The sequence below is a fragment of the Mucilaginibacter arboris genome, from assembly GCF_009754915.1.
Lineage (GTDB): Bacteria > Bacteroidota > Bacteroidia > Sphingobacteriales > Sphingobacteriaceae > Mucilaginibacter_A > Mucilaginibacter_A arboris.
The window spans coordinates 85,817-111,671 of the sequence record NZ_WPIK01000008.1 but is presented as its reverse complement, the minus strand read 5'-3'; the positions used below and the strand labels follow the sequence as shown (position 1 = coordinate 111,671).

The window sequence follows — 25,855 nt, the reverse complement described above, 5'->3', positions numbered from 1 at the left end:
TTTCAAACTTTTTTTAAAGAAACTCATATTTTACCTCATAAAAGAAGTATATCCGGTTTTATCCATATCAATTCCTACGATTCTAAATTCAAAACATCAGTCAAAGTATTGGATGAAGATTTAAGCATTTGGGATGGCAACCAACATTCTTTTCATTCATAATCTAAAACTGTGGCAGAAAAATGAAAACTTTAACAATAATTTTATTTGGATGTTTACTATTACACCAGCTTATAAAATTGTAACCATAAAAAAAGTATGCCAGAACTACCAGACCTCGAAGTAATCAGCAAAAACCTGAATAAGTTGTTTGCTAAAAAAACAGTTAACAAAATAACCATTTACAGAGAGAAAAAATTAAATGCGCCTGTTGATGACTTTTATAAAAACATCAATGGTAAAACTTTAAAAAGCGTTAAAAGAAACGGAAAAGAATTGCTTCTAAACTTTAGTAATGATATACAATTAGGCATTCATTTAATGCTGAATGGCGAAATACATTTGCTAACAGAGCAAAATATAAAACATCAGGTATTTGAAATTTTGTTTGAAGATTTATCAGGATTTGCAGTTACGGATTACATGGCACAGGCAAAACCAATTTTAAATCCGGTTGAAAGTAAAGTGCCGGATGCTTTGGATAAAGATTTTAACTTTGATTATTTAAAACCTGTTCTTGCAAAATCTGCAAGTGCAAACATTAAAAAAATATTAAAAGACCAGGAAGTTGTAAGGGGCATAGGAAATGCTTATGCCGATGAAATACTTTGGGCAGCAAAAGTTGCACCCCGTTCCAAAGCTTCAAAAATCCCTGACGAAAAAATTAAGGATATTATCCATTCAACAAAAACTGTTTTAGCTGATGCCATTGACCAGATCACTAAAATTGCACCTGATACCATTTCCGGTGAAATTAGAAGTTTCCTGAAAGTTCATACTGCTAATCCTAAAACACCAACCGATTTTACAATTAATCGGATGGATCTGAATGGATCGAAAACGTATTTTACAGACGAACAAAAAGTTTATGAATAAAAATTTACAATTGTAACTTTACCATTAAATTAATATCCAATTTTAACCTGATAAAAGAAGCATCATAATGAATACAATTGGTTATTTTGAAATCCAATCTTCAGAAATTGAAAGGGAAATTAAGTTTTACCAAAATGTTTTTAGTTGGAATTTTATCAAAGAAGAATATGTACCTATTCCTTATTATCGGATAGAAACGGGCGGCATTAACGGCGGGCTTTTACAACGTCCGGTCAAAACACCTCCGGCCGGATCTGGTACAAATGCTTTTACTTGTTCTATTCAGGTGGAGAACTTTGATCAAACGGCAGAAAAAATTATTGAAAACGGCGGACAAGTTGCTTTAGAGAAATTTGCCATTCCGAAAAGATGCTGGCAAGGTTACTTTTTAGATTTAGACCAAAACGTTTTTGGAATATTTGAAGCAAACGAAAATGCAGCCTGAAATATTTTTTCTGCTAAATCAATAAAAATAAACGTAACCCTGTTAGCCAGGCCATCGTAAAAGTAAGTGGTTTTAGGAATAAAAAGGTTAATGTTTTGTTTAGGGAAGTCCCTGCTTTGAAAAAAGGCAGGGACTTTTATTTGCGGTGCACCTTTGTTCCTCGTTTTGAAAAACTTTAGTTACATACTGTTTTTATCGGTTAAAAATTAATGTCAGCAAAATTAATCGACCAAAAATCTGCTACTTTTAGCCATGCGTTTCTTCTTTTGTTTCTGGCTGATTATTTCGTTACCTACAATTTTATTTGCACAAGCCGGAACCATTACCGGTAAAGTAACAGCCATTGATACCAAAGCGCCGCTGGGAAAAGCAAGTGTGTTTTTAAGCAATGCTACCTTCGGAACGGTTACTGCCGAAGACGGAACTTTCACTCTAAACAATGTAAAACCCGGACAATACAATCTGGTGGTTTCTATTCTCGGCTACGAAAATTATTCGCAAAGTGTGCTGGTTGGCGATAAACCACAGCAATTGGTGATCGAACTGGTCCCGCACCCGATACAAATGAAGGAAGTGATTATCACCACCAATGCCAACTGGAAAAGAAATTATGCGCAATTTGTAAAAGATTTTATCGGTACTTCGGCTAATTCCAAGTTGTGCAAGGTCATTAATCCGCATGCTGTTAATCTCATCTATCATAAAAACACCGAAACTTTAGAAGCTTCAACCGATGAATTTTTAGTAGTTGAAAACAGGGCTTTAGGCTACCGTGTACGTTTTCTGGTTAATCATTTTGAAAGCAATAAACTTAAAAATGAAATCAGGTATCGTGGACAGGTTTTGTTTGAGGAACTGAAAGGAAATAAATCGCAACTGCAAAACTGGCAACTGAAAAGGCAGGAAGCTTATTACGGTTCGAGTATGCACTTTTTACGGTCGGTTTTACATGAGGATTTGCAGGGACAGGGTTTCGTGATGTATCATTTGCTGCGTAAACCTAATCCGAAACGGCCTCCGGAAGAGTTGCTCAAGCAAAAATACAATCAGTTTAATAAAAGCAATAACCGAGATTCTGTTAATTACTGGAACCAAATGGCGCAGCAGCCGCGATATATCGAAACCCTGTTTAAAGAACCGCTAAAAGTAGAAGATGTGTTGAGAAAAACCGATCGGCCGGGTTTATTTGCACTTACTTTTCCGGATAATTTGTACGTGGTTTATACCAAAAAATACGACGCCAACAATAAAGACAATGTTTACCGGCCATTAGATATGGGAAGTTATGCAGTAAGTATTGTTACTTTATTTAATAAATATGCTTTGTTTGATTTGAATGGCGTTGTAGTTTCGCCGGAAAGTACATTGTATGAAGGCGATTGGGCAAACGATAAACTGGCAGAACTGGTCCCGGTAGATTATACGCCTTAAAAGAAGCATTGTCATGCCGAACTTGTTTAGGCATCCCACTATATAACTGTCCAGAGAAACCCTGAAATAAATTCAGGATGACAGACTTTGGATTTCACTAAATTAATCCCTGTAACCTTCTCAAACCTGCGGTTCCGATTCTTCTTGCTGTTTTTTAAACTGGTTTCTGCGCCATGAAATCCGCGCTTTTCGCTCCCGTACATTGTGGATCAAGGATTTATAATGAACAATATAAGTAATCAGCAGTGCAATTAAGCAACCGCCAACCACGCCGCCAGCCCTTTCTACGGCAATCTGCCAAAAATATTTTCCGCTTTCATGGATACAAATAATAACTACCGAAGCAAGCGCCGAACGTGCAGCAACCTGTAGTTTCAGCAATTCGCAAACAACCAGTACAATTATCACTCCCAAACAGATCATGAAAAAAGCTGGTGGATGCAGGAAAAACAAAAGTAAACCTGTTCCCGCGCCTACTAAATTGGCTTTAATGCGTACTTCCGCTAAATTAATCGCATCTTTTCCTTCGGGAGAAAGCACTAAAAGAATGGAAACTAAAGTCCAGGCACCACCTTCGGGAAACGCACGGTAGATAAAAAAACCAATTGCGGCACCAATCAGGCATTTTAAAACGTACAGTAAAAAATCAATTTGTTTCTGATCCATGCAATGCTTAAGCGGCTTTTAAACCTGAACAAGAAATATAAGCCTTAGTTTATCGCAAATTTATAAATACAATTTTTACCCGGTAAAAGAAGCATTGGCAAGAGTTGTAAAAACTGTTTGCTTTTGGTAATATTCCTGTACCTATCCAGCTTAAAAAACGTAAATATGACTGATAAAACGTACCTTTGCGCCCAATGATTGCAATTAATGATTTAACTTACGAAATCGGTTCCAGGGCATTATATGATGAAGCCAACTGGCACATTAAACCTGGTGAAAAAATTGGTTTGATTGGTGCTAACGGAACCGGAAAAACAACTTTACTAAAACTGATTGTTGGCGATTTAAAAGCTACTTCCGGAACTATTTCAAAATCTAAGGAACTTACAATCGGTTACTTAAACCAGGATTTGCTTTCTTATGCTTCTGATAAAAGCATTCTGCATGTTGCGATGGAAGCATTTGAGCGCCAGAACCAGTTGCATGATGAGATTGAAGATTTACTGAAAAAACTGGAAAGCGATTATTCCGAAGATATTTTACATAAATTAAGCGATAAACAAAGCGAGTTTGAAGCTTTGGATGGCTATAATATTGAATACAAAGCACACGAAATTTTAGCAGGACTTGGTTTTAGTGATGCTGATACAGAGCGAAAACTGAGCACTTTTTCCGGGGGATGGCGTATGCGTGTAATGCTTGCTAAAATTCTGTTACAAGCACCTGATATTTTACTGCTGGATGAGCCAACCAATCACCTGGATTTACCTTCTATCCAATGGCTGGAAGATTATTTGAAAGCTTTTGAAGGCGCTGTAGTGATTGTATCGCACGACAGGTGGTTTTTGGATAAAGTGATCAACAAAACGGTCGAATCCCGAAAAGGAAAACTGAACGTTTATCCCGGCAACTACTCTTTTTATGTAGAAGAAAAAGAGATGCGCGGCGAAATCCAACGCAATGAATTTAAAAACCAGCAGCAAAAAATCAAACAGGAAGAACGTTTGATCGAACGTTTTCGCGCCAAAGCTTCCAAAGCAAAAATGGCGCAATCGCGTATCAAGGCTTTAGATAATCTGGAACGGGTTGAAGATGTGGATGATGACAATCCATCTGTAAACTTCAGCTTCCGCTTTTCTAAACAATCTGGCCGGCATGTTATTAACATTGAACACCTCACCAAAAAATATCCAACTATTGATATTGTTGAAGATGCTCATGCCATTATCGAAAAAGGTGATAAAATTGCTTTAATCGGTGCAAACGGCCGCGGTAAATCTACGGTCCTTCGTATTATTGCCGGAGCTGATAATGATTTTGAAGGCAAAAGTGAAACTGGTTATAACGTTACACAAACCTTTTTTGCACAGCACCAATTGGAAGCTCTGCATCTGGAAAGCGAAATTTTACAGGAATTACAAGCCTTCGCACCAAAACATAACGAAACGGAACTGCGCTCTATTTTAGGTTCGTTTTTGTTTACCGGTGATGATGTTTTTAAAAAAATCAAAGTGCTTTCCGGAGGAGAAAAATCTCGCGTAGCATTAGCCAAAGCCTTAACTGCAGATGCCAACTTTTTGATTCTGGATGAGCCAACCAATCACCTGGATATTCAATCTGTAAATATTCTGATCCAGGCCTTACAGCAGTATGAAGGAACTGTAATTGCAGTTTCGCACGACAGGTATTTCCTGGATAATATAGCCAACAAAATCTGGTTTATCGAAGACCATCAGATTAAAGTTTACCCGGGGACTTATGCTGAATACGAAATCTGGCAGGCAAAACGGAAACTGGAAGCTAAATCTGCACCAGCCGCACCTCAGCCTAAAAAAGAAGTAAAAAAAGAAACGGTTACCGTTAAACAACCAACGGAAGATAAATCTAAACAGCTTAAAAAACTAAATCAGGATTTAACCGGCATGGAGCAGAAAATTGCTGAACTTGAAAAAACAGTTAAGCAACTGGAAGCCGAATTGAGCGACGAAAAGATATACAAACAGCAAAACCGATTGCAGGAAGTCAACAAAAACCTGAAGCAAAAACAGCAGGAACTGAAACAGCAGCAAGAGAAATGGGAAGTTCTGGCCGACCAGATCCTGGAAATGGAAGAAAACTAATACTGTTTTTACCGGCAAAAAAACATTGAACAAATAGTTCTGTAGTATTTTTTATTACAGAATTGTTTTTTAATTTTAAACAAGAAATCAAAATTATGGCTTTTTCATTCAACACAGCACCTAAAGTAATAAGCGATAAATTTACAAAACTGGCAAAAGAAGGACGGCTTGCAGATATCTTAGAAGCTGTTTATGATGAACGTTCCAATAATAATGCTCATTCTTTAACCGGGACTTCTAAAAATGGTGCCATAAAAGTAGTACGCATTGGCTCGTTCTCTACTAATGGTAAATGAACATTGCTCTTCCAACATTAGTATTATTAGTTTTTTTAGTTCCAGGTTTTTTGTTCAGAAGAATGTTCTATTCGGGAGAGTTTTCCGAACAGTATTTTAAGGAAAATCTTGTCAGCCTTATATTTCCCACGCTTTTAACAAGCATCATCGTTCATCTTCTTTGTTATATCATACTATCACCACTTGTACTTAATCCGGATACAACTTCAATCGGAATATTAATTAGCGGTACAAATAATAGTAGTGAAATTAGTAAAGTTACGCAGAATGTTTTAACAAACTACAAATCTGTTTTGCTTTATTCTGTTATTGCTTCTTTGACTGGTGCTTTTGGGGGCTTGTTGGTTAAAATTATTATCAGAAATTACAAATTAGATAGAAAATATAAAATTCTACGTTTTCAAAATGAATGGCATTATTTATTTAGTGGAGAACTTCTTGATTTTCCAAATGTTCCTGGTAGGACTAATAATATTGACTTTGTTATTGTTGAAGCTTTAGTATCTTCTGATGAAGGAACAATTTTATATTCTGGATTTTTGGATGATTATATTTTGTCAAGCAGTACTGGTATTGACCGTATTTATTTAAAAGATGTTCGCTGGCATTATATTAAAGATGACCTGCTACAAGTGAATGCTTCAAACGAAAATAAAAAAGAACATCAGCGTTTTATTATAGGTGATTTCTTTATTATTCCTTTCAACCGGATTATTAATCTCAATATTTCTTATTACAGTGTTGAGCAGGAATCACAATCAGTTAACACAAATGAAATTTAAACTCTTACTGATACTTCTTTTATCGTGCAAAATCCTTCAAGCACAAATTAAGTATCAGAACGAGGTTTATCAATCCAACATCAAAACGGTACAACTGTACAACAGTACGCAGGAAAGCTCTTTCCCCATCATTGGTTTGCATACCAATGATGTTTTGCTTTTAGGTTTTGATGATTTAAATGGCGGCACAAAAACATACAATTATACTATCGAACATTGCGATGCTGACTGGAGACCGTCGGGCCTCTCGCCTTCCGAATACCTGCAAAGTTTTACAGAAGACCGGATTATGGATTACCGCTATTCCTTCAACACTAAACAAAAATATACGCATTACCAGCTTAAGCTGCCCAATTACAACATCATTCCTAAACTTTCCGGCAATTATTTATTAAAAGTTTATCCCGAAGGAAATCCTTCTGAACCAATTTTAACCCGCCGTTTTTATGTAGTTGATAATAAAGCCGGCCTGGCTGCAGGCATTATTCCTTCCAATAATGTAGTTAACCGCAGTGCTAATCAGAAAATAAATTTTAGTGTAAATATTTCTGCCTTATCGGTCCAAAACCCTTATGCCGAAATCAGAACCATAATCCTGCAAAACGGAAGGAATGATGTAAGTACGATAAACACAAACCCGCAATTTGTACAAGGCGGTATTTTGCAGTTTAACGATTTCCAGACCAACGATTTTGCTGGAGGAAATGAATTCAGAAGGTTTGATTTGCGCACTTTATTAGCCGGAGGAGAACATATCAACAGAATTTACAGGGATACAGCAAATACGGTTATGCTGATGAACGACAAACCTTTAACCCAAACTGCTTATACCTTTCAGTACGATAACGATGGCAAGTTTTTTATCCTGAATACAGATGGCCGCGATCCTCGGACAGATGCAGATTATGCCCATGTTTACTTCAATCTTAATTATAGTCCGCCAAATTTAAACGATGCTGTTTTTATCACCGGAAAATTTAACGACTGGCGTTTGGATGAAAGCAGCAAAATGAATTACGATGCTTCCAGAGGTAATTTTTATACCGATTTATATTTAAAACAGGGCATTTATGATTATCATTACGTGTTGAAGCAAAACCAGGAAATTGACCAGACATCGATAGACGGCAGCCATTTTGAAACCGAAAATGATTATCAGTTCCTGGTTTATTTTAGGAGGACTGGCAGCCGGTACGAAGAGTTGGTAGGCTATCAGTTAATTAATACAACAAAAGGCAATAGTTTCCGGTAAGCCAGGGTTACTAAAAAAAGTATTATAAAAGAAGCATGCTCGAACAGCTCGACCTACAAAACCTGCTCCTAATCGATATTGAAACCGTTCCACAGTATCGTAAATACGGTGACGTGCCAAAGCATTTGCAGGATTTGTGGGAACAGAAAACCGCTTATCAGCGCAAAGAGCTTTTGGCTGAAGATTTTTACGAACGTGCCGGGATCTGGGCAGAATTTGGAAAGGTTGTTTGTATTTCTGCCGGTGTTTTTACTTCTGCAGAAGGTATTTCCTTTCGTATTAAATCCTATTGCTGCGAAGAAGAAAACGAATTACTGGAAGGCTTTGCCACGATGTTAAGCCGACAGCCGACAAATAAAATTTTATGCGCCCATAACGGCAAAGAATTTGATTTTCCTTATTTATGCAGAAGGATGCTGATCAACAACATCATTATTCCGCCCCAATTACAAACTTTCGGCAAAAAGCCCTGGGAAGTAAACCATCTGGATACGATGGAACTTTGGAAATTCGGCGATCATAAAAACTATACTTCTTTAAGTTTATTAGCCGCCATTTTCAATATCCCAACACCTAAAGACGACATTGACGGCAGCGAAGTTGACCGTGTTTACTGGGAAGAAAACGACCAGCAGCGCATTAAAACCTACTGCCAGAAAGACGTAATTACCACAGCACAATTGATTAAAAGATTTCGTGGTGAAGAACTGATTTCGGAAGAAAACATTACTTATATTGATTAACGGATGAGTTTAAAAGTTGATCGGTTACAAGTAAGTTTTAAAACCGGGAACAAAGATTTTTATGCGGTAAAAGAAGTATCCTTTAAACTGGAACCGGGAAAAGTGCTTGGGATTGTGGGCGAATCCGGCTCCGGAAAATCAGTTACATCGCTTGCCATTATGCGTTTGTTAGATGAAGAAAGGGCAGAGATAAGCGGAAATATCTCCTTAAACAACAAAGAGTTATTAGAACTACCGGAAGCAGAAATGCGTTCCTACCGCGGTAACCGGATGGGTATGATTTTCCAGGAACCAATGACTTCGCTCAATCCGGTTTTAACTTGCGGCTACCAGGTTGCAGAAGCTATACAATTACATTTAAAAGCCTCAAAAAAAGAAGCTAAAAGCAAAACGATAAGCTTATTTAAAGAAGTACAGTTACCACGGCCGGAAGCCATTTTCGATAGTTATCCGCATCAGATTTCCGGGGGACAAAAACAGCGTGTAATGATTGCCATGGCGTTAAGCTGCAATCCCGAAATTTTAATTGCTGATGAACCCACAACAGCGCTGGATGTAACCGTACAGAAATCAATTTTAGAGCTTCTTTTACGGATAAAAAATGAGCGTAACAGCAGCCTGATTTTTATTTCGCACGATCTGGGCGTAATTAGGGAAATTGCAGATGAAGTACTGGTGATGTACAAAGGCAGAATTGTAGAACAAGCTGCAACAGAAACTATTTTTTTAAACCCGCAACATCCTTACACCAAAGGTTTACTTGCCTGCCGTCCTTCTCCACAAGTTCAGTTATATAAGTTACCCGTGATCAGCGACTTTTTAAAGGTAGATCAGCAGGGAGAAATCCAGTCTTCTAATTTAACTATTCAGGAAATCCGCGAACGCTATGCTTTAACAGAGGATGAAAAAAAGCAGCGTCATAAGAAGCTTTACGAGCAGGAACCCTTACTTCAAATTAAAAATCTGAATACCTGGTTCCCTATAAAAAAAGGATTTCTGCAACGGCCATCAGAAGTTGTAAAAGCGGTAAACAATATCAGTTTTAAGGTTTTTCCGGGAGAAACACTCGGTTTAGTTGGCGAATCTGGTTGCGGAAAAACAACGCTTGGACGAAGTATCCTTCGATTAATTGAACCTACATCAGGTAAAATTATATTTAAAGGCCAGGAAATTTTATCTCTTCCAGCCAATGAAATGCGCCGGCTGCGCAAAAAAATGCAGCTAATTTTCCAGGACCCTTACTCTTCGCTCAACCCAAAACTAACCGTTGGAAATGCAATTTTAGAACCAATGGAAGTGCACCAGTTGTACGGCAATCCGCAGCAGCGAAAAAAGAAAGTTTTAGAACTGCTGGACCGTGTAAATTTATTGCCGGAACATTTTAACCGTTATCCGCATGAATTTTCGGGCGGACAGCGGCAGCGCATTGTTATTGCCCGTGCATTAGCTTTGCAGCCTGAATTTTTAATTTGTGATGAATCTGTTTCTGCGCTTGATGTTTCTGTGCAGGCGCAGGTTTTAAATTTACTGAAAGAATTGCAGCGGGAGTTTAACCTCACTTACATTTTCATTTCGCACGATCTTTCGGTAGTAAAACATATTGCGGATAGGATGATGGTGATGAACAAAGGCGAAATAGTAGAAAAGGGCGATCCCGATCAAATTTATCATCACCCTAAGGAAGCTTATACAAAGAAATTGATTGCTTCGATACCAGGTTCAGGTTTTTCTCTCGGGGAAACGCAAATTTAGCAAACACTTTATCAAGCTAAATCCTTGTATCTTTACAGTAAATTATGGCATCAAGAAATAAAACAAGCCATTCGGTAAAACAAGTACTTACACAGTTAGTACTTCAGGTTTTTGAGAATAATGGCAACCAAACATATAATTACAAACAGGTATCAGCGAAGCTAAATATCAGCGACCCGGAATCAAGAGAAACCATCCTGGAAATCCTGAAAGAAGAAGCAGAAAAACAGGTGCTAAAAGAAGTATCTCGCGGCAACTTTCAACTTATTGAACTTAAAACTTTTGTTGAAGGAAAAGTAGATTTAACAGCAGATGGCTCAGCTTTTATCGTTACAGACGATGAAGCGGAAACAGACATTTTTGTGGCACCGCGCAAACTGCGCAATGCTTTAAACGGCGATCGTGTAAAGGTGTATGTTTATGGAAAATCCAGAGGCAAGCACAAAGAAGGCGAAGTAATTGAGATCATCCAGCGTGCTAAAATGGAGTTCTCAGGAATTGTAAAACTATCCGAACGTTTTGCTTTTTTTATTCCGGATGACCGGAAAATGCAGCATGATATTTTCATCCCAATTTCCGAATTAAACGGTGCTAAAAACGGTATCAAAGCAATTGCTGAAATTACCGACTGGCCAAAAGAAGCTAAAAATCCGATTGGCCGCATCAAAACTATTCTCGGCAAACAGGGCGAGAACAATACGGAAATGAACGCTATCTTGGCAGAATATGGTTTTCCATTATCATTTCCTGCAGAAGTTGAACAGGAAGCAGAAGAAATTAGTGAGGAGATTTCGGAAGAAGAAATTCAGAAACGACGCGATTTTCGTTCAATAACTACTTTTACGATTGATCCTGTTGATGCGAAAGATTTTGATGATGCCATTTCTTTCCGTTTCCTGGAAAATGGAAATTATGAAATTGGCGTTCACATTGCTGATGTTTCGCATTATGTTTTGCCTGGTACGCCTTTAGATCACGAAGCTTTTGAACGCGGAACTTCTGTTTATCTGGTTGACCGTGTAATTCCGATGCTTCCGGAAAGATTATCCAATGGCCTTTGTTCCCTTCGGCCTAAAGAAGAAAAATTGTGTTTTTCGGCCGTATTTGAAATGGATGCCGATGCACAAATTGTAACCGAATGGTTTGGAAAAACGGTTATTTATTCTGATCGGCGGTTTGCTTATGAAGATGTACAGGAAATTATCGAAAACAAAGAAGGTGATTATGTAAAGGAAATTCTTTTACTAAACGATTTGGCGTACAAATTACGTGACCGGAAGTTTAAAAACGGCGCAATTAGCTTTGAAACTACAGAAGTTAAATTTAAGCTGGATGAAAACGGAAAACCGTTAGGGGTTTACACTAAAGAACGAAAAGACGCGCATAAGTTGATCGAAGATTTTATGCTGCTCGCTAACCGAAGGGTTGCAGAATTTATCGGGAAAAAAGGCAAAGGCAAAAGCAAACTAACCTTTGTTTACCGTTCGCACGATTCGCCGAAAGAGGATAACCTGCTTTCTTTTGCACAGTTTGCTTTGCGTTTTGGTTATAAGATCAATACTAATTCTGATAAAGAAATTGCACGTTCGCTCAATCATTTAATGGCTGATGTAGAAGGGAAAAAAGAGCAGAACGTGTTAACGCAATTGGCCATCCGTTCTATGGCCAAAGCGGTTTATACCACTAAAAAAACGAGTCATTACGGTTTGGCTTTTGATTTTTATACGCACTTTACCTCGCCAATCCGCCGTTATCCCGATGTAATGGTGCATCGTTTATTAGAACATTATTTAGCGAAAGGCAAATCAGTAGATGTGGAAACTTATGAAAAAATGAGTGTTCATGCCTCCCAGATGGAGAAAAAAGCAGCTGATGCCGAGCGCGCTTCCGTTAAATATAAACAGGCTGAATATTTGCAAAACCAGATCGGTACTGTTTTTACCGGCATAATTTCTGGCGTTACCGAATGGGGAATGTATGTTGAAATTGAAGAAAACAAGTGTGAAGGCATGATCAGGCTGCGTGACATTACTGATGATTTTTATACGTTAGACGAGAAAAATTATGCGATTATTGGCCAGCGAAAAAAGAAAATTTACCAGTTGGGAGACGAGGTAAAAATCAAGGTAAAAAGTGTGGATTTAACCAAGAAGCAGATCGATTTTTCACTCGTTCAGGAATAACAGCCGTATTAAAATTTATGTATTCTATCCAGCAGCTACAAAATATAATTATTGAGGCAATTGATGCCAGAAAATATCCTGATGAACCGGCAGAGTTATACGAGCCGATGCAGTATATGATGAATTTGGGCGGAAAACGGCTTCGCCCTGCCCTGCTTTTAATGGGTTGTGATGCTTTTGGCGGAGATATTTACCAAGCTATTAATCCGGCAATTGCCATTGAGGTTTTCCATAATTTCACCTTGATGCATGATGATATTATGGATAATGCACCATTGCGCAGAGGAAAAACAACCGTACATGAAAAATGGAATTCGAGTGTAGGTATTCTTTCCGGCGATGCCATGCTTGTAGAAGGCTACAAGCTAATGATGCAGGTAAATGAAAACGTTTTACGCCCGGTTTTAGAAATTTTTAACGATACCGCTATTGCCGTTTGCGAAGGCCAGCAGATCGATATGAACTTTGAACAGCAACCTGACGTGAAGATCAATGCTTATATCAACATGATCCGTTTAAAAACAGCTGTGGTATTAGGCGGTGCTTTAAAAATCGGCGCTTTAATTGCCGGAGCCAGAAAACAAGATGCTGATTTAATTTATGCTTTTGGGGAAGATCTGGGTATCGCGTTCCAATTACAGGATGATATTTTAGATGTTTACGGTGATCCGGAGAAATTTGGCAAACAGGTTGGCGGCGATATCATCTCCAACAAAAAAACTTATTTATTGATTAAAGCATTAGAAACAGCTAATAAAGAACAACTTAAAGAACTAAACTATTGGTTGCAGCTTGAGGATTTTGATGCGTTAAAAAAAGTATCGGCTGTAAGAAACCTGTTCGATCAATTAGAGATCAGGGAAAAATCAGAACAGGAAATGAATTGGTATGCGCAGAAAGCTTTGCAGAGTTTAAAGGATTTGCCTTTGGATGAAGTGCGAAAAAACGCTTTGTTTGAGTTTGCAGATATGCTGTTGGTGCGGGAGAATTAGAGATTATTCGTTTGCTTCTTTTAAAGCTTGATTTTTCACGTATTCAGATAAATGGAAATTTGTTTGATCAATGCTTTCTAATAAAGGTTTTATTGAAGAAATTATACCTTTAAGTTTTTGCTTTGATAATTACACCAATAGTTCCTGTTACATCAAGCTTTAATTGCATTGCTATCTTTCTTGCTTTGTAATCATCCAAAATAATATTTGCATCAGTGTTTTCTAATGCTAACGCGATTGCACTTGATTCTCCTTTATCTAATTGCAACTCTAAATGCTGCTGTTTATTTTTATCTGATACTGATATAATTTGTACCCATTCTGGTAAAATTATTCCGTATTCATCAGCCACCTCTGGGGTAGTTAAAATTTGTCCATACGTTTGGTGCAGCAGATCAAGTTTGTTGATGTTAGTTAAAATGATAAAACAACTGGTGTCAGCAATTATAATTTTAGGCATTTTTTACATCGTTAGCCAAATCTGAAGCAGGATAATTAAAAATTGAAACACCATAGTTACCTAAAGTTTCAATAAATGTTCTTTTGCTTATTCCAGCAAGTTCTGCTGCCTGGCCCGAAGAAAGCTCGCCGCGTTCGTAAAGTTTTGCGGCTAATATCATAGTGGCTTCGTGTTCATCAATTTCAAAGCTGTCAGGTACGTTTAGTGTTAATGTTTTCATATCCAAATATAATTAATATTATGAAGAAGATAGAGTTATACCAAGCTTACCAATTTTGATACGGTAAAAAAAGTATCCGCAGTTAGAAACCTGTTTGATCAATTGGAAATCAGGGAATAATCAGAACAGGAAATGAATTGGTACGCACAAAGGGCTTTGCAAAGTTTGAAGGATTTGCCTTTGGATGAAGTGCGAAAAAACGCTTTGTTTGAGTTTGAGGATATGCTGCTGGTGCGGGAGAATTAGAGATTTTTATCTATTTATAAGATAAGCTTTATGCTTTTGAAAACCCGCAACTTGTCTTCTAAAAGATGGTAAAAATGTTATCAATTCTTCTGCCTTACTTGTAAAAGAATTTAAAACAACTATTGTTAGGGGATACTTGTCCAGGTTCTGCTGATATTGAAGGTTTTTATCAATAGTTAGCAAAATATCAAAGTTATTTTCAACACATAAACTCATCAACTTACCATTTTTGATACCACTCCACTGCATCTCTCTAACAGTAAAAATTTCATATTCATTCAAATGAGGTTTTAAATGTTTAGTAACACATTCATCAAGTAAAATTTTCATACAAAAATACTCGACGAAGTTTCGATCAGTTTATGTGACATTTCAAGCACTTTTATTACTTGTTCACGTTGCACACCTTCAAAGTCATCTAAAAAGTAATCAATGGATTCTCCAGTTTCCAGGTAATCAAAGAGGTTTTTAATAGGAACACGGGTTCCTGAAAAAACGGGTGTTCCTCCTAAAATTTCAGGATCGATATTAATGATTTGCTTTTCCAAATTTTACAAACTTAATATTCAAATTTAGGAATTGCTTTCTAAATTTAAAAAGCGAAGTAAAGTTTAAAGGTATGCTTTCGCCTATGTGAAGTTATTTGAGTTTACTGAATTATGGTATGAGAGATAATTACCGTGTGGTTGTTTATATTTATATTACAGTTCTTTATGTTTAAAAAAAATCTCATACCTCAAATTAAGAAGCATCCTTTAGCTATATTAATATTTGTAGCTTACTTAACGATGTGGTTGTTTTTCTACTACATAGTTATTACAGACACAAATAAGAAAAGCATTAGTTATGGAGAGATGAAGGCTATTTTAGGATTTTTTGCATTAGCTTTATCTCTAGCGTATTCGCTAATTAATCTATTGTTAGCAGTTTTCAATAAAAGTTTTCGAAATTTTTATGTCTTTCTAACTATGCTAACTTACTTACCAATACTATATTATTTATTCGTTCATTAACAAAATTTTTAAAACCCAAAAAGCCCCAACTCAATTTCTCAAGTTAGGGCTTTTTAATATGATAAAAGAAGTATTAAGCCGAAACAGCTTCTCCTTCGCCTTCAGTTTCTGTAGCAGCAATTGCTTCGTCAACCAAATTTCCTTCTGGTGTTACTACAGTTGGATGAACATCTACAGTTTCAGTTAATGCAATTGGTTCTGGTGTTACTTGTTGTGCTACATCAGCAGTTTCAAACGGAATAACAGAAACGTAAGAACGGTTATCTGCTTTCTTTCTGAACACTACATATCCGTCAACCATTGCAAATAAAGTATGGTCTTTACCAATACCTACATTTTTATCCGGATTGTGCGGAGTACCACGCTGGCGAACGATGATGTTACCAGCCAATGCAGGCTGACCGCCAAATATTTTAATACCTAAACGTTTGCTATGCGATTCGCGGCCGTTTCTGGAACTACCCGCGCCTTTTTTGTGTGCCATTTTCTTTTAATTTTTGATGAACTGAAATCAGTTCAGAATTTAAAAATCAATTATAAAGTGATTCCGGTGATCTCGATTTTAGTGAATTGCTGACGGTGGCCGTTTTTCTTTTTGTAACCTTTACGGCGTTTCTTTTTGAAAACGATTACTTTATCACCTTTTAAATGAGACACGATTTTAGCAGAAACACGTGCATTTTCCAAACCGTTTCCGATAGAAAATTTACCTTCGTTTTCTGCTAACAATACCTGGTCAAATTCAATACTAGCGCCTTCTTCTCCTTGTAAACGGTGTACAAAAAGCTTCTGGTCTTTAGCAACTTTAAATTGCTGTCCGGCTATACTTACTATTGCGTACATTGTTAAATAATATTTTTTAAATGAGGCGCAAATATAGTATCTTTTTTTGTTAATAAAAACAGCCCTTCAAACTATTTTTCCCGGTCTTCTGCATCCGCCAGACGACCTTCAATTTCTTTAGCTAAGCGCATAGCTGCATCTTTTAACCGTACATCGCCATTAAAGGCCTCGTCAAACATAACTTCTTTGGTTTTGCGCTGGTAATGAAAAGCAAAAAAATAATGCGGTGAATTTTTAAACCGGGGATCGTTTTCAACATTGGTTACTTCTTTCGGGAAGTTCCAAAAACCTAATTCAGCAGCTTTATGATGCAGGTAAAGCAAATCATCTTTGTTAAGATGTACTGTTTTTACCACTAAAGAATCATGGTTGTTTACGTACTGGTACCTGCCGGTTTTAGAGTTGTAAGTATTATTCAGGTTATTGCCTTCGCCATATTTAAAGTCGATAAATTCAAATTCAGTAAACTTGTACGGCGCGTTGCTGATCATCATACCATAATAATAAACGCAGTACAACATAAACGGAACAACTATACTAAAAGCCAGAAAGATTTTTTTATAACGGGAAGACATTTTAATTACAGATTTTTATTTTTCTGTTCAAAATTCGCTTTAAAAAACCACTATCCAAAATATTGATTTTAGAGATGCTTCTTTTATCGATATAAATAATATAATCTACGCTTCATTTGGGATCTCTTATCCAGCGAAAACCTATCTTTTTAAGTAAAAAATTGTTTTCATCGTATTTTCGAAGTACGATCAAGACCGAATCACGTTTCCATTTGCCTTTTAAAATTAATCGGTCGGAATCAGAAAGGGTGTAACTGATAATTGAATTTCCAACAGCCAAATTTTGCTGTACAAACTCAAGCTTACGTTTGATGATATCGTTGTTATAATTGAAATTACGTAAACTATCGTTTGAAAATTGGATCATAGCATAATCTTTATCTTGTATGATTAATTTTTTCCAGCGGGTGGTATCGGTAGCAAGTGGCGGAATTGTATCATGGTTTCGAATGAAATATTCTACGTTATAAATACCATACATAAATGGTTTTGGAGCAAGATCACCACGAACACTTCTCATTTCTAAAGCTGATGAAAAATCACTTCCTACAACGTAAATAACCAACGCATATTTAATTCCCTCAACAATCAAATTCTTCCAACGTTTGCTAAAACGATGAGGCGGAAGACTGGATTGTACAGCAGTTTTATTAAGCAGAAAAAAGTTTACAAATTGCTGTGCATCTTTTGATATTAAAAAAATTGCCATTACAACCAACATGGTAGAAAGCAGCTTTACAGGAACATCAAAACAATAATTTATAGCCATGATATTACTGGCTACAACCAATAAAAGTACCGCTCCCAACCTGGACGTTTTACGGAAAAACAACAATATACCGCAAGTAAATTCTGCTATTCCGGTGAAGTAGTTGTAACCGGTTGAATAACCCATAAAACTCCACGCCAAACCCATCGGTGGAAAATCTCCGTAAGGTATTATTAACTGGTATAAAGAAGCTGAAGGAAATTGTAGCTTGATAATTTTCATGCATCCGTATGTAATCATCGTGATGCCAGCATAGTAGCGAACGATGACGGTTAGCCAATAATACAACTTTGGATAACTATTTCGTTTGAAATCTAAAGCACTCCAAACCAGCATACCAACTAAAGAAAATACTGCTATAAACAGCATTTTAAAATAATCTAAAGTTGTATCACCGCTTCCGGTCGGTTTAACTATAATTGGTTTGTTAAATTGTAGAAGATGAACGGCCAGCCAAATTATTAACTTGTTGAAAGATGGAATATAATGGTTGGAAATTTGATACGAAAATGGTAATACGCCGTTTGGAGTGAATATTACAAACAAGAAAAAAAAGAACAGGAAAAAACGAAAAACAATTTTCTGAGTTGTAGTCCAAATTATTGGTTTGAGCTTATCCACGAAATCAAAGTTTAACTATTGTTAATTAAAACCAAATTTAGATTTTAAGCTGATACTTCTTTTATCACCTAAAAACCTTTAACCTTCCAGTTCTCCCTCCCATTTACTAACTACTGCAGTTGCCATTGCGTTGCCCAAAACATTTGTAGCAGAGCGTCCCATATCCAGCAGCGGGTCAATACCAATTAATAAAGCCAAACCAGCTTCCGGAATATTAAAGCTGGCTATTGTTCCGGCAATTACAACCAATGACGCACGCGGAACTCCTGCAACACCTTTACTTGTAAGCATCAATACCAAAAGCATGGATAATTGCTGCTGAAAAGATAAATGAATGTTGTAGGATTGCGCCAGGAAAAGCGATGCAAACGTCATGTACATCATGGAACCATCCAGGTTAAAAGAATAACCTAAAGGCAGTACAAAACTTACAATTTTATCTTTACAGCCAAACCGTTCCAATTCAATTAAAGTGCGCGGATAAGCGGCTTCGCTGGTAGAAGTGCTGAAAGCAATGAGCATGGCATCTTTTAAATAATTTACCAAAGTAAAAACACGTTTTTTTAAAACGACGAAACCTGCCAGTACCAACACCAACCATAAAATAATGAGCGCAAAATAAAATTCACTGATAAAAACAGCATAAGTAGCAATTACACTTAAACCCTGTTTTGCAACAATAGCCGTCATCGCGCCAAAAACCGCTAATGGCGCTACCATCATTACATAGGAGGTTATTTTAAGTATAATATGTGCAATGGCATCCATTGCTTTAATTATTATCGCGCCCTTCTCTCCAATGGCTGCTGTTGCTACACCAAAAAACAGCGAGAAGACAACAATCTGTAATATTTCATTATTCGCCATTGCTTCTACAAAACTTTTTGGAAAAACGTGGGCTAAAAAATCTTTTAACGATAAAGCTGTTTTTTGTATGCCCGATTGCAAATGTTCATCCGGTAAAGCTAAATGCATGGATTTTCCGGGCTGAAAAAAGTTTACCAGAACCATTCCCAACAATAAAGAAACCAGCGTTGCACTGATAAACCAAAGCATTGTCTTACCGCCAATTCGGCCAACAGCTTTAATATCTCCTACTTTAGCTACGCCAACTACCAATGTCGAAAAAACCAGCGGCGCAACAATCATCTTGATCAGCCGAAGAAAAATATCACTTAACATTGTAAAATATTCCAGCTTGCTTTCACGGACCGTGTCGCTTTCTTTACGGATGTTGTTTTGTGCAGCTTTTCGGGTTTTAAGATTTTGATAAGCTGATGAACTTGTATCTTTCAAAGCAAGCATTTGCAGTTGAATAGATTTTATTTGTGTTTCTGCCTGATAAATCTTATTGTTATAGGAACTGATTGTTCTAACATTATAAAAATATCCTGCTAAAATTCCACCGATCAATGCTAAAAAAATGTATAAAGTAAGTCTGTTTTTTGCCATTCAATTTTGCTAAAAATCTAAAACTACAATAAATTACCATTTTGCTCAAATATATTTGCCCTAATGAGTCTTGTTTACCCTTCATCCGAAATTAAAAAAGAGCTGCAGCATTTAAGCAGCCAGGAAATAGCAACCCTTTGTTTACGTTTGGTACGTTTTAAAAAAGAAAACAAAGAATTGCTTTCCTATTTGTTGTTTAAAGCGGATGACCCTGATGCTTTTGTAAAGGAATATAAAGCAGAAATGGACCTGCAATTCGGTAAGCTAAAAGGCAAAAGCTATTTGATAGTGAAAGAATTAAGGAAGATATCATTAGAAATGAACAACCACATTCGTTATACAGGTTCTGATATTGTTAAAACAGAACTGCTCCTTCATTTTTGCAGCAGTTACATTAATTATGTCGATTATCATTCGCATTATAAACCACTTCGAAATGTTTTTTACCGATCAGTAGAAAAAGCAAAAGCTGCTTTGCAAAAACTGCATGATGATTTACAGCATGATTACGGTATTTTATACGAGGAAATGCTGATGCAAGCCGAAAGCGAAATTTATTGGTTCGAAAAGAAATCGTTCAAGCTGTAACAAATAGTGCTTAATTTAATCTGAAAAGAAACACGCTTTACTCTGTTGAAAACGAAAGATAGTGCTTTCAGGGAAATTTTTGAGGCCAACTCCAAACGCATTTACCGTTTATGTTACTCGTACACTGCGGACAGCGCAGCAGCAAATGATTTATTGCAGGAAACATTTTTAAAGGTTTGGCAGAACCTGGATAAGTTCCGCAACCAGTCCATGATCTCTACCTGGATTTATCGCATCGCTGTAAATACTTGTTTAACTTACTTAAGATCGGAAAAACGGCAGGCTAAAGACGAGCTGACACCGTTTATTGTTGAGAACGAAAAAGAAGAAATATCAGAAAAGAAAGAAGAGGTTGATTTGCTTTACCAATGTATCTCCAAACTGGAGGAATCTGAAAGAATATTGATAACGATGGTATTAGACGAAGTGCCATACCCCGAGATTGCAGAAATTTCTGGCATCTCCGAAGGAAACCTCAGGGTGAAAATCCATCGCATTAAACATAAATTAACCGAGCTGTACAACCATTATGAAAAACTTTGAGGAATTAAGCTCGCTATGGATTACACAACCCCAGGCAGAGCAAGTGCCGGTAGATATTTTATTAAAACAGGTAAAAAAAGGTACTTCAGCATTAAACCGTAAATTATTATGGAGCATCCTGATTATGGCCGCCACATTCATTTTGATGATCGTGCTGTTCCTGTTTTTCCTGTTCAATTCCTGGCTTACTTATGCCGGTATTTTTATCATCATGAGTACCATCCTGATTTATGCCATCCTGATGTTCCGCGATTACAAGCTGCTTGCTTCGCACGACCCTACAACAGAAGTAAACGTTTATTTAGAAAAGTTGAAGCTTTACCAAACCAGCCGCACACGCATGTATGGCAAAATGTACTACGTTTACACCATTTTATTAAGTGTTGGTTTAGGGATGTTTTTGGTTGAAGTGCTTAAACCGGCTTCCCTGTTTTTTGAAATAACCGCTTATACTTTTTTTTTAGGATGGATATTATTTGTTACCTTTTACTGGAGGGAACGGATTATTAAAACCGAGCAGGAAAAGATCAGCGAGATTATTAACCGGTTGGAACGTTTAAAAGGACAGTTCAGGGATTGATCTCCAAAAAACAATGCTTCTTTTACGGCATGTTTTTATGTGAGAGAAAGCAGCATAAGCAATTTTGGGCAATGAAGATTTTATGCCGATAAAAGAAGCATTGCGATAAACCTGCTGATGTTATCACAATCGATCACATTACAAGTTTCAGCTTTTTTATGGTTGCTTTGGCTAATATCTCAAGTTCCCGGTAGCCCAGAACATAAATATCTTTAAAATCAAACTTCAGGTATTTTTTCAAATACCAGTAACCAACCAAAACGCCGGTAAGTACCGGAAAAACAGTAGCGATAGCCACGCCATAAATATTTTTGAAGATATAAATCCCAACAAAATCGGTAATGATGTTAATGGCAAGCATCACTAAAACTTTAATAAAGTTAACCTGCGGCTGATGGATAACATCTAAAGTTAAAGCAAGAAAACGATCAGCCGGATATAACAAAGCAAAAGTGATAAATATCCGGAAAACATTGGCAGCTTCTGTACCTGCATATTGTTTTCCGCCGATAAACAAAACAGCATAATCAGCCAAAAAGTAAGAAGCTATAGCAAGCGGAACCAGCACAAGCGTAAGCATTCCGGTATATTTTTTCATAATATAAATTACGCCGCCCCTATTATTTTGATTGAACGCAACAGACATAATTGGCATTCCAACGGCTGCGTAACTTCTTAATGGTATTTCTACCAGTTCCATTAGCTTTTGTCCGAGGTTATAAATAGCCAAAGCAGCCGGGCCAAGCATAAAGTTGATGATGAAAGTATCAGAACTACGAAACAGATTAGCGCTTAAAGTTGTGCCTACGCTATATTTTCCAAAATGAAAAAGTTCTGCAATACAATTCTTCGTTCTTTTAGAAAAGGTGTTAATGTTAGTCCAGCCTTTTGCAAAACAAATAATACTGGTTATAAATTGAGCTGATAAAAAGCTATAAATAATGGTATTGATATTAGCCAGTTTCAGGACAATCAGCAAAACAATAAAAACAATGAATAAACCCTGATTAATAAAGCGAAGATATAATAACGCTCCGAAAGACTGTTGTGCCTGCAGCAAGCAACCAGCTATAAAAACAGGTAAAGTAACTATAAAATACACGCTGAACCATTTAACAGATAAAATTAATCCTGCATTATTCGTATAGTTGATGATAAACGAAGCCGGTATATTAACAATTACAACCAGTAAAGTAAGAACAATAGCAATATACCACGTAGAACCGCAAACTTCGGCAGCGCGCAGATGGGTAGTGCCGGAATAAAATTTAATAAAGGCAGTAACAATAAACCCGGAACGTATGGTATCAAGCAGGCCAACAACGGCAGCAAAAAAAACCCAAACGCCTAATCCTTCCAACGATAAGGAACGCGATAATACGGCATAAGTAAGCATACCCAAAATGGATATAATACCATTCCCGGCCAGGGATAAAAAGTAAATATTATTAAACCTGGACCAGAACTTTCTAATAAGCATATTTTTTCAAAAGGTAACAATAGCAACCCTGCTTGTATTTTACACGTACAAACAACAGCTATAAGGGTTAAACGAAGCTTAATTTTTATAGTTACGGACCAGACTGTTCTGTTAAATTTAATGATACAAGTACGTTAGCAAGAATTTATTTTGAATGCACCTGTTTAAACTTCCTTCCTGGATCAATCCTCATCTTTATAAAGAGAAAAAGTTTGCTGATTTGAACAAGGCTGAACTTTTTGATTTAAAAAGCCGCATTAAAAAGTTTTCTGCTGAGAAACCTGATGTCTCTGTCGTTATTCCTGCATGGAACGAGGAAAACAATATCTTTCGTGCCTTATCTTCCATCGCAGCAAACCATACTTCTTTCAAGGTAGAAATTATCGTGATCAACAATAACTCTACAGATGGCACACAAAATGTACTGGAAGAACTGGGCATCAGAAACTATTTCCAACAAAAACAGGGAACACCTTACGCAAGACAAATGGGTTTAGACAAGGCGCGTGGAAAATATCATTTATGTGCCGATTGTGATACTTTTTATCCGCCAAACTGGATCGACCTCATGGTAAAACCAATGGCAGAAGATAAAAGTATTACAGGTGTTTATGGCCGCTATTCTTTCCTTCCGCCCGAGGGGAAAAACAGGTTGGATTTATTTTTTTATGAATTGGTTACCGGTTTGCTGGTCCGGATCAGAAGAAAAAATCGCGAATACCTGAATATGCTTGGTTTTAATATGGGTTTTATAACCGAAGCCGGGCGCAATCCCAATGGTTTTAATGTTGAGAAAAGCAGAAAATTTGACAATGCAAACGGCAGCGATTATTTTGTAGAAGAAGCCGAAGATGGCAGAATGGCCCAGCACTTAAAAACAAAAGGCCGTTTAAAATTAGTAACGCACGCCAAAGCAAGGGTTTTTACATCGCCAAGAAGATTATTATATGATGGCGGAATATTCAAAGCTTTTAAAAACAGGTTTAAACTTCATTTAAAAGCTTTATCAGAATATTTAACAGGCAAAAGCAAACCATCGGTTGTATAAAAATTAATTTAAATGGCTGGCACACATTCTTTTAAAGAAGTTTCTTTACTGATTACACATTACAACAGAAGCCAGTCTTTAGAAAGGCTGTTGCAGGCTTTTAAAGAACAGGAATGTACTTTCGGAGAAATTATTGTTTCGGACGACGCCAGCCTGCCGGAGCATCAAAACAAAATAAAAGAGCTGCAAAAACAGTATGGTTTTAAGTTGATTTGTGCTGAACATAACAGAGGTTTGGGGAACAATATTAATAAAGGGCAGGATGCAGTAAGCAAGCCTTACACTTTGTACGTTCAGGAAGATTTTGTACCGATTGCAGGTTTCGGCACTCATTTTAAAAATGCACTCGAACTGATGCAAAGCAATAAAACGCTGGATATTGTCAGGTTTTACGCTTACTTTTCTTATCCTTACTTAAAACCTTATCGGCATGGATTTTCCGAAATGATTTTTAGTCGCCGTACCATCAATCACTTAAAGTTTTATTATTACAGCGATCATCCTCATTTGCGGCGCAGTTCCTTTTTCACAAAATTCGGGCGTTACCCGGAAGGTATCAAGGGTGATTTAACCGAATACAAAATGGCTATTTCGTTTTTAAAACATAAAGGCAAAGGACTGTTTTATAATGATTTCAACACACTTTTTGATCAGCGCAATACAACGGCAGAACCCAGTACCATGAAGCGCAGCAGCTGGCGGCAAAACAAGAACATTTTAACTTTGGTTATCCGGTCTTTTTATCTCAAGATCAAGCTTTTAAAAGGCCATTTGGATTTATTTCTTGCCCAAAACTGATGCTTCTTTTATCCCCTAAAAATTTATATCGATGGCTTATCATTTTCCGCAGGTTACTTTGCTGGTTACACACTATAACCGCAGCCGTTCGCTCGAACATTTGCTGAATACTTTTAAAAATCAGGAATGTACTTTTGGCGGGACCGTTATTTCTGATGACGGAAGCAAGCCGGAGCACTTAAAAGCTGTAAAAAAACTACAGCAAAAGTTTAACTTCGATCTAATTACTTCTCCCGAAAACAAAGGTTTGGGCAACAACATCAACAAAGGCCAGGATGCAGTAAAAACACCTTATACCTTATATATCCAGGAAGATTTTGAGCCTGATACTTCTTTTACCGAACATTTTTTGGATGCCATGCAGTTTTTGAAGGAAGATCCAAAATTAGATTTGGTCAGGTTCTATGCTTACCTTAAATATCCTTACTTAAAACCCTATAAAAAAGGATTTTCTGAAATGCTGATCAAGCCCTGGTTTACCAACTATAAAAAAATTTATTATTACAGCGACCATCCTCATGTACGGCGCAGTTCGTTTTTCAACAAGTTCGGCCGTTATGCCGAGGGTTTAAAAGGCGATAAAACCGAATATAAAATGTGCGTTTCTTTCATCAAAAACAAAGGCAAAGCTTTATTTTATGATGATTACAAAGGTTTATTTAAACAAATAAACCCAGCAAATGAACCAAGCACTATGAGCCGCAGCAACTGGACACAAAGTGAAAATTACGCCATCGCTTTTGTCCGGGCCGTTTACCGGCAGTTGAAGTACAATTTTGATTTGTTATTCTGATTTTTTTCAAATTCAATTAATCAAACAGTATAATGAAGTTGTTTAAACTTTTTTTCTGGCCTTCTTTTTTTGGGGCCGATGCTTCTTTTATCGCCTAAAAATGTTGTCGTTAGGTTTTGTTTTTAGGGG

The 25,855-nt window shown here is 36.9% G+C and carries 29 protein-coding genes; 17 read left to right on the top strand and 12 right to left on the bottom strand.

Features of this window, described 5'->3' with window-relative positions; translation table 11 throughout:
* Nucleotides 1-258: 258 nt before the first annotated feature.
* The 3 genes from GO621_RS10345 (at nucleotide 259) to GO621_RS19470 (ending at nucleotide 2,911) form a co-directional block, all read left to right on the top strand.
* Complete coding sequence (locus tag GO621_RS10345) at nucleotides 259-1,035, top strand: DNA-formamidopyrimidine glycosylase family protein (protein ID WP_157566716.1); 777 nt, start codon at nucleotides 259-261, stop codon at nucleotides 1,033-1,035.
* A gap of 67 nt (nucleotides 1,036-1,102) precedes the next feature.
* Nucleotides 1,103-1,480: a VOC family protein gene (locus GO621_RS10340; RefSeq protein ID WP_157566714.1), complete on the top strand. Its 378-nt coding sequence runs from the start codon at nucleotides 1,103-1,105 to the stop codon at nucleotides 1,478-1,480.
* Between the two features lie 252 nt (nucleotides 1,481-1,732).
* On the top strand, nucleotides 1,733-2,911 hold the full coding sequence (locus GO621_RS19470; RefSeq protein ID WP_157566712.1) for a carboxypeptidase-like regulatory domain-containing protein: 1,179 nt from the start codon (nucleotides 1,733-1,735) through the stop codon (nucleotides 2,909-2,911).
* Between the two features lie 120 nt (nucleotides 2,912-3,031).
* On the opposite strand, the gene GO621_RS10330 is transcribed toward GO621_RS19470, so the two are convergent.
* The gene (locus GO621_RS10330; protein WP_157566710.1) at nucleotides 3,032-3,577 is read right to left on the bottom strand and encodes an FUSC family protein; all 546 of its coding nucleotides are present in this window, start codon (nucleotides 3,575-3,577) and stop codon (nucleotides 3,032-3,034) included.
* Nucleotides 3,578-3,771: 194 nt separating this feature from the next.
* On the opposite strand from GO621_RS10330, the gene GO621_RS10325 reads away from it, so the two are divergent.
* From GO621_RS10325 to GO621_RS10290, 8 genes are all read left to right on the top strand, one after another.
* Nucleotides 3,772-5,697, top strand: coding sequence for an ABC-F family ATP-binding cassette domain-containing protein (locus tag GO621_RS10325; protein WP_157566708.1), 1,926 nt, complete (start codon nucleotides 3,772-3,774; stop codon nucleotides 5,695-5,697).
* Nucleotides 5,698-5,792: 95 nt separating this feature from the next.
* Nucleotides 5,793-5,993 carry a hypothetical protein gene (locus GO621_RS10320; protein WP_157566706.1) on the top strand — a complete coding sequence of 67 codons (201 nt, stop codon included), beginning with the start codon at nucleotides 5,793-5,795 and terminating at the stop codon, nucleotides 5,991-5,993.
* Nucleotides 5,990-6,775, top strand: a complete 786-nt coding sequence (locus GO621_RS10315; RefSeq protein ID WP_157566704.1) for a hypothetical protein — start codon at nucleotides 5,990-5,992, stop codon at nucleotides 6,773-6,775. Before GO621_RS10320 ends, GO621_RS10315 begins: the two co-directional genes overlap by 4 nt.
* A complete protein-coding gene (locus tag GO621_RS10310; RefSeq protein ID WP_157566701.1) occupies nucleotides 6,765-8,027 on the top strand; it encodes a type IX secretion system plug protein in 1,263 nt (420 codons plus the stop codon). The genes GO621_RS10315 and GO621_RS10310 overlap by 11 nt, the downstream gene beginning before the upstream one ends.
* A 35-nt stretch (nucleotides 8,028-8,062) precedes the next feature.
* Nucleotides 8,063-8,770, top strand: coding sequence for a 3'-5' exonuclease (locus tag GO621_RS10305; protein WP_157566699.1), 708 nt, complete (start codon nucleotides 8,063-8,065; stop codon nucleotides 8,768-8,770).
* A gap of 3 nt (nucleotides 8,771-8,773) precedes the next feature.
* The gene (locus tag GO621_RS10300) at nucleotides 8,774-10,522 is read left to right on the top strand and encodes an ABC transporter ATP-binding protein (protein WP_157566697.1); all 1,749 of its coding nucleotides are present in this window, start codon (nucleotides 8,774-8,776) and stop codon (nucleotides 10,520-10,522) included.
* A 44-nt stretch (nucleotides 10,523-10,566) separates the two neighbouring features.
* Entirely contained in the window at nucleotides 10,567-12,705 is a 2,139-nt protein-coding gene (gene rnr / locus GO621_RS10295; protein ID WP_157566695.1) for a ribonuclease R, read from the top strand.
* A 17-nt stretch (nucleotides 12,706-12,722) separates the two neighbouring features.
* Nucleotides 12,723-13,697, top strand: a complete 975-nt coding sequence (locus GO621_RS10290; RefSeq protein ID WP_157566693.1) for a polyprenyl synthetase family protein — start codon at nucleotides 12,723-12,725, stop codon at nucleotides 13,695-13,697.
* A 3-nt stretch (nucleotides 13,698-13,700) separates the two neighbouring features.
* Here GO621_RS10290 and GO621_RS19400 read toward each other — a convergent pair whose 3' ends face one another.
* The 10 genes from GO621_RS19400 to GO621_RS10245 all read right to left on the bottom strand — a co-directional run bounded on the left by GO621_RS19400 (nucleotide 13,701) and on the right by GO621_RS10245 (nucleotide 19,896).
* On the bottom strand, nucleotides 13,701-13,769 hold the full coding sequence (locus tag GO621_RS19400) for a hypothetical protein (protein WP_394350184.1): 69 nt from the start codon (nucleotides 13,767-13,769) through the stop codon (nucleotides 13,701-13,703).
* Between the two features lie 37 nt (nucleotides 13,770-13,806).
* Nucleotides 13,807-14,157: a DUF3368 domain-containing protein gene (locus tag GO621_RS10285; protein WP_198170208.1), complete on the bottom strand. Its 351-nt coding sequence runs from the start codon at nucleotides 14,155-14,157 to the stop codon at nucleotides 13,807-13,809.
* The gene (locus GO621_RS10280) at nucleotides 14,150-14,377 is read right to left on the bottom strand and encodes a UPF0175 family protein (protein WP_157566691.1); all 228 of its coding nucleotides are present in this window, start codon (nucleotides 14,375-14,377) and stop codon (nucleotides 14,150-14,152) included. The genes GO621_RS10285 and GO621_RS10280 overlap by 8 nt, the downstream gene beginning before the upstream one ends.
* Nucleotides 14,378-14,629: 252 nt before the next feature.
* A complete protein-coding gene (locus GO621_RS10275; protein WP_157566689.1) occupies nucleotides 14,630-14,953 on the bottom strand; it encodes a DUF5615 family PIN-like protein in 324 nt (107 codons plus the stop codon).
* Nucleotides 14,950-15,171 (bottom strand): DUF433 domain-containing protein, encoded by a 222-nt coding sequence (locus tag GO621_RS10270; protein ID WP_157566687.1) that lies wholly within the window; start codon nucleotides 15,169-15,171, stop codon nucleotides 14,950-14,952. The genes GO621_RS10275 and GO621_RS10270 overlap by 4 nt, the downstream gene beginning before the upstream one ends.
* 538 nt (nucleotides 15,172-15,709) lie before the next feature.
* The gene (rpmA, locus tag GO621_RS19055) at nucleotides 15,710-16,120 is read right to left on the bottom strand and encodes a 50S ribosomal protein L27 (protein ID WP_232335632.1); all 411 of its coding nucleotides are present in this window, start codon (nucleotides 16,118-16,120) and stop codon (nucleotides 15,710-15,712) included.
* 50 nt (nucleotides 16,121-16,170) lie between these two features.
* A complete protein-coding gene (gene rplU, locus GO621_RS10260) occupies nucleotides 16,171-16,479 on the bottom strand; it encodes a 50S ribosomal protein L21 (RefSeq protein ID WP_157566685.1) in 309 nt (102 codons plus the stop codon).
* A gap of 71 nt (nucleotides 16,480-16,550) precedes the next feature.
* Nucleotides 16,551-17,054, bottom strand: coding sequence for a hypothetical protein (locus tag GO621_RS10255; protein ID WP_157566683.1), 504 nt, complete (start codon nucleotides 17,052-17,054; stop codon nucleotides 16,551-16,553).
* A 112-nt stretch (nucleotides 17,055-17,166) separates the two neighbouring features.
* On the bottom strand, nucleotides 17,167-18,444 hold the full coding sequence (locus tag GO621_RS10250) for a hypothetical protein (RefSeq protein ID WP_157566681.1): 1,278 nt from the start codon (nucleotides 18,442-18,444) through the stop codon (nucleotides 17,167-17,169).
* 78 nt (nucleotides 18,445-18,522) lie between these two features.
* Nucleotides 18,523-19,896: a dicarboxylate/amino acid:cation symporter gene (locus GO621_RS10245; RefSeq protein ID WP_157566679.1), complete on the bottom strand. Its 1,374-nt coding sequence runs from the start codon at nucleotides 19,894-19,896 to the stop codon at nucleotides 18,523-18,525.
* Between the two features lie 63 nt (nucleotides 19,897-19,959).
* Between GO621_RS10245 and GO621_RS10240 the strand changes: the two genes are divergently transcribed.
* The 3 genes from GO621_RS10240 to GO621_RS10230 are packed head-to-tail and all read left to right on the top strand — an operon-like array spanning nucleotide 19,960 to nucleotide 21,607.
* Complete coding sequence (locus GO621_RS10240) at nucleotides 19,960-20,484, top strand: hypothetical protein (RefSeq protein ID WP_157566677.1); 525 nt, start codon at nucleotides 19,960-19,962, stop codon at nucleotides 20,482-20,484.
* Nucleotides 20,485-20,529: 45 nt separating this feature from the next.
* Complete coding sequence (locus GO621_RS10235) at nucleotides 20,530-21,027, top strand: RNA polymerase sigma factor (protein WP_157566675.1); 498 nt, start codon at nucleotides 20,530-20,532, stop codon at nucleotides 21,025-21,027.
* Nucleotides 21,014-21,607, top strand: coding sequence for a hypothetical protein (locus tag GO621_RS10230; RefSeq protein ID WP_157566673.1), 594 nt, complete (start codon nucleotides 21,014-21,016; stop codon nucleotides 21,605-21,607). The genes GO621_RS10235 and GO621_RS10230 overlap by 14 nt, the downstream gene beginning before the upstream one ends.
* 133 nt (nucleotides 21,608-21,740) lie before the next feature.
* On the opposite strand, the gene GO621_RS10225 is transcribed toward GO621_RS10230, so the two are convergent.
* The gene (locus GO621_RS10225) at nucleotides 21,741-23,087 is read right to left on the bottom strand and encodes an oligosaccharide flippase family protein (RefSeq protein WP_157566671.1); all 1,347 of its coding nucleotides are present in this window, start codon (nucleotides 23,085-23,087) and stop codon (nucleotides 21,741-21,743) included.
* Between the two features lie 154 nt (nucleotides 23,088-23,241).
* Here GO621_RS10225 and GO621_RS10220 point away from each other — a divergent pair, with 154 nt between their 5' ends.
* Genes GO621_RS10220 through GO621_RS10210 form a run of 3 tightly spaced genes read left to right on the top strand, consistent with a single transcriptional unit; the run spans nucleotide 23,242 to nucleotide 25,726 of the window.
* Nucleotides 23,242-24,135 (top strand): glycosyltransferase family 2 protein, encoded by an 894-nt coding sequence (locus tag GO621_RS10220; RefSeq protein WP_157566669.1) that lies wholly within the window; start codon nucleotides 23,242-23,244, stop codon nucleotides 24,133-24,135.
* Between the two features lie 12 nt (nucleotides 24,136-24,147).
* Nucleotides 24,148-24,933: a glycosyltransferase gene (locus tag GO621_RS10215; protein ID WP_157566667.1), complete on the top strand. Its 786-nt coding sequence runs from the start codon at nucleotides 24,148-24,150 to the stop codon at nucleotides 24,931-24,933.
* Nucleotides 24,934-24,964: 31 nt separating this feature from the next.
* The gene (locus GO621_RS10210; RefSeq protein ID WP_157566665.1) at nucleotides 24,965-25,726 is read left to right on the top strand and encodes a glycosyltransferase family 2 protein; all 762 of its coding nucleotides are present in this window, start codon (nucleotides 24,965-24,967) and stop codon (nucleotides 25,724-25,726) included.
* Nucleotides 25,727-25,855: the final 129 nt, after the last annotated feature.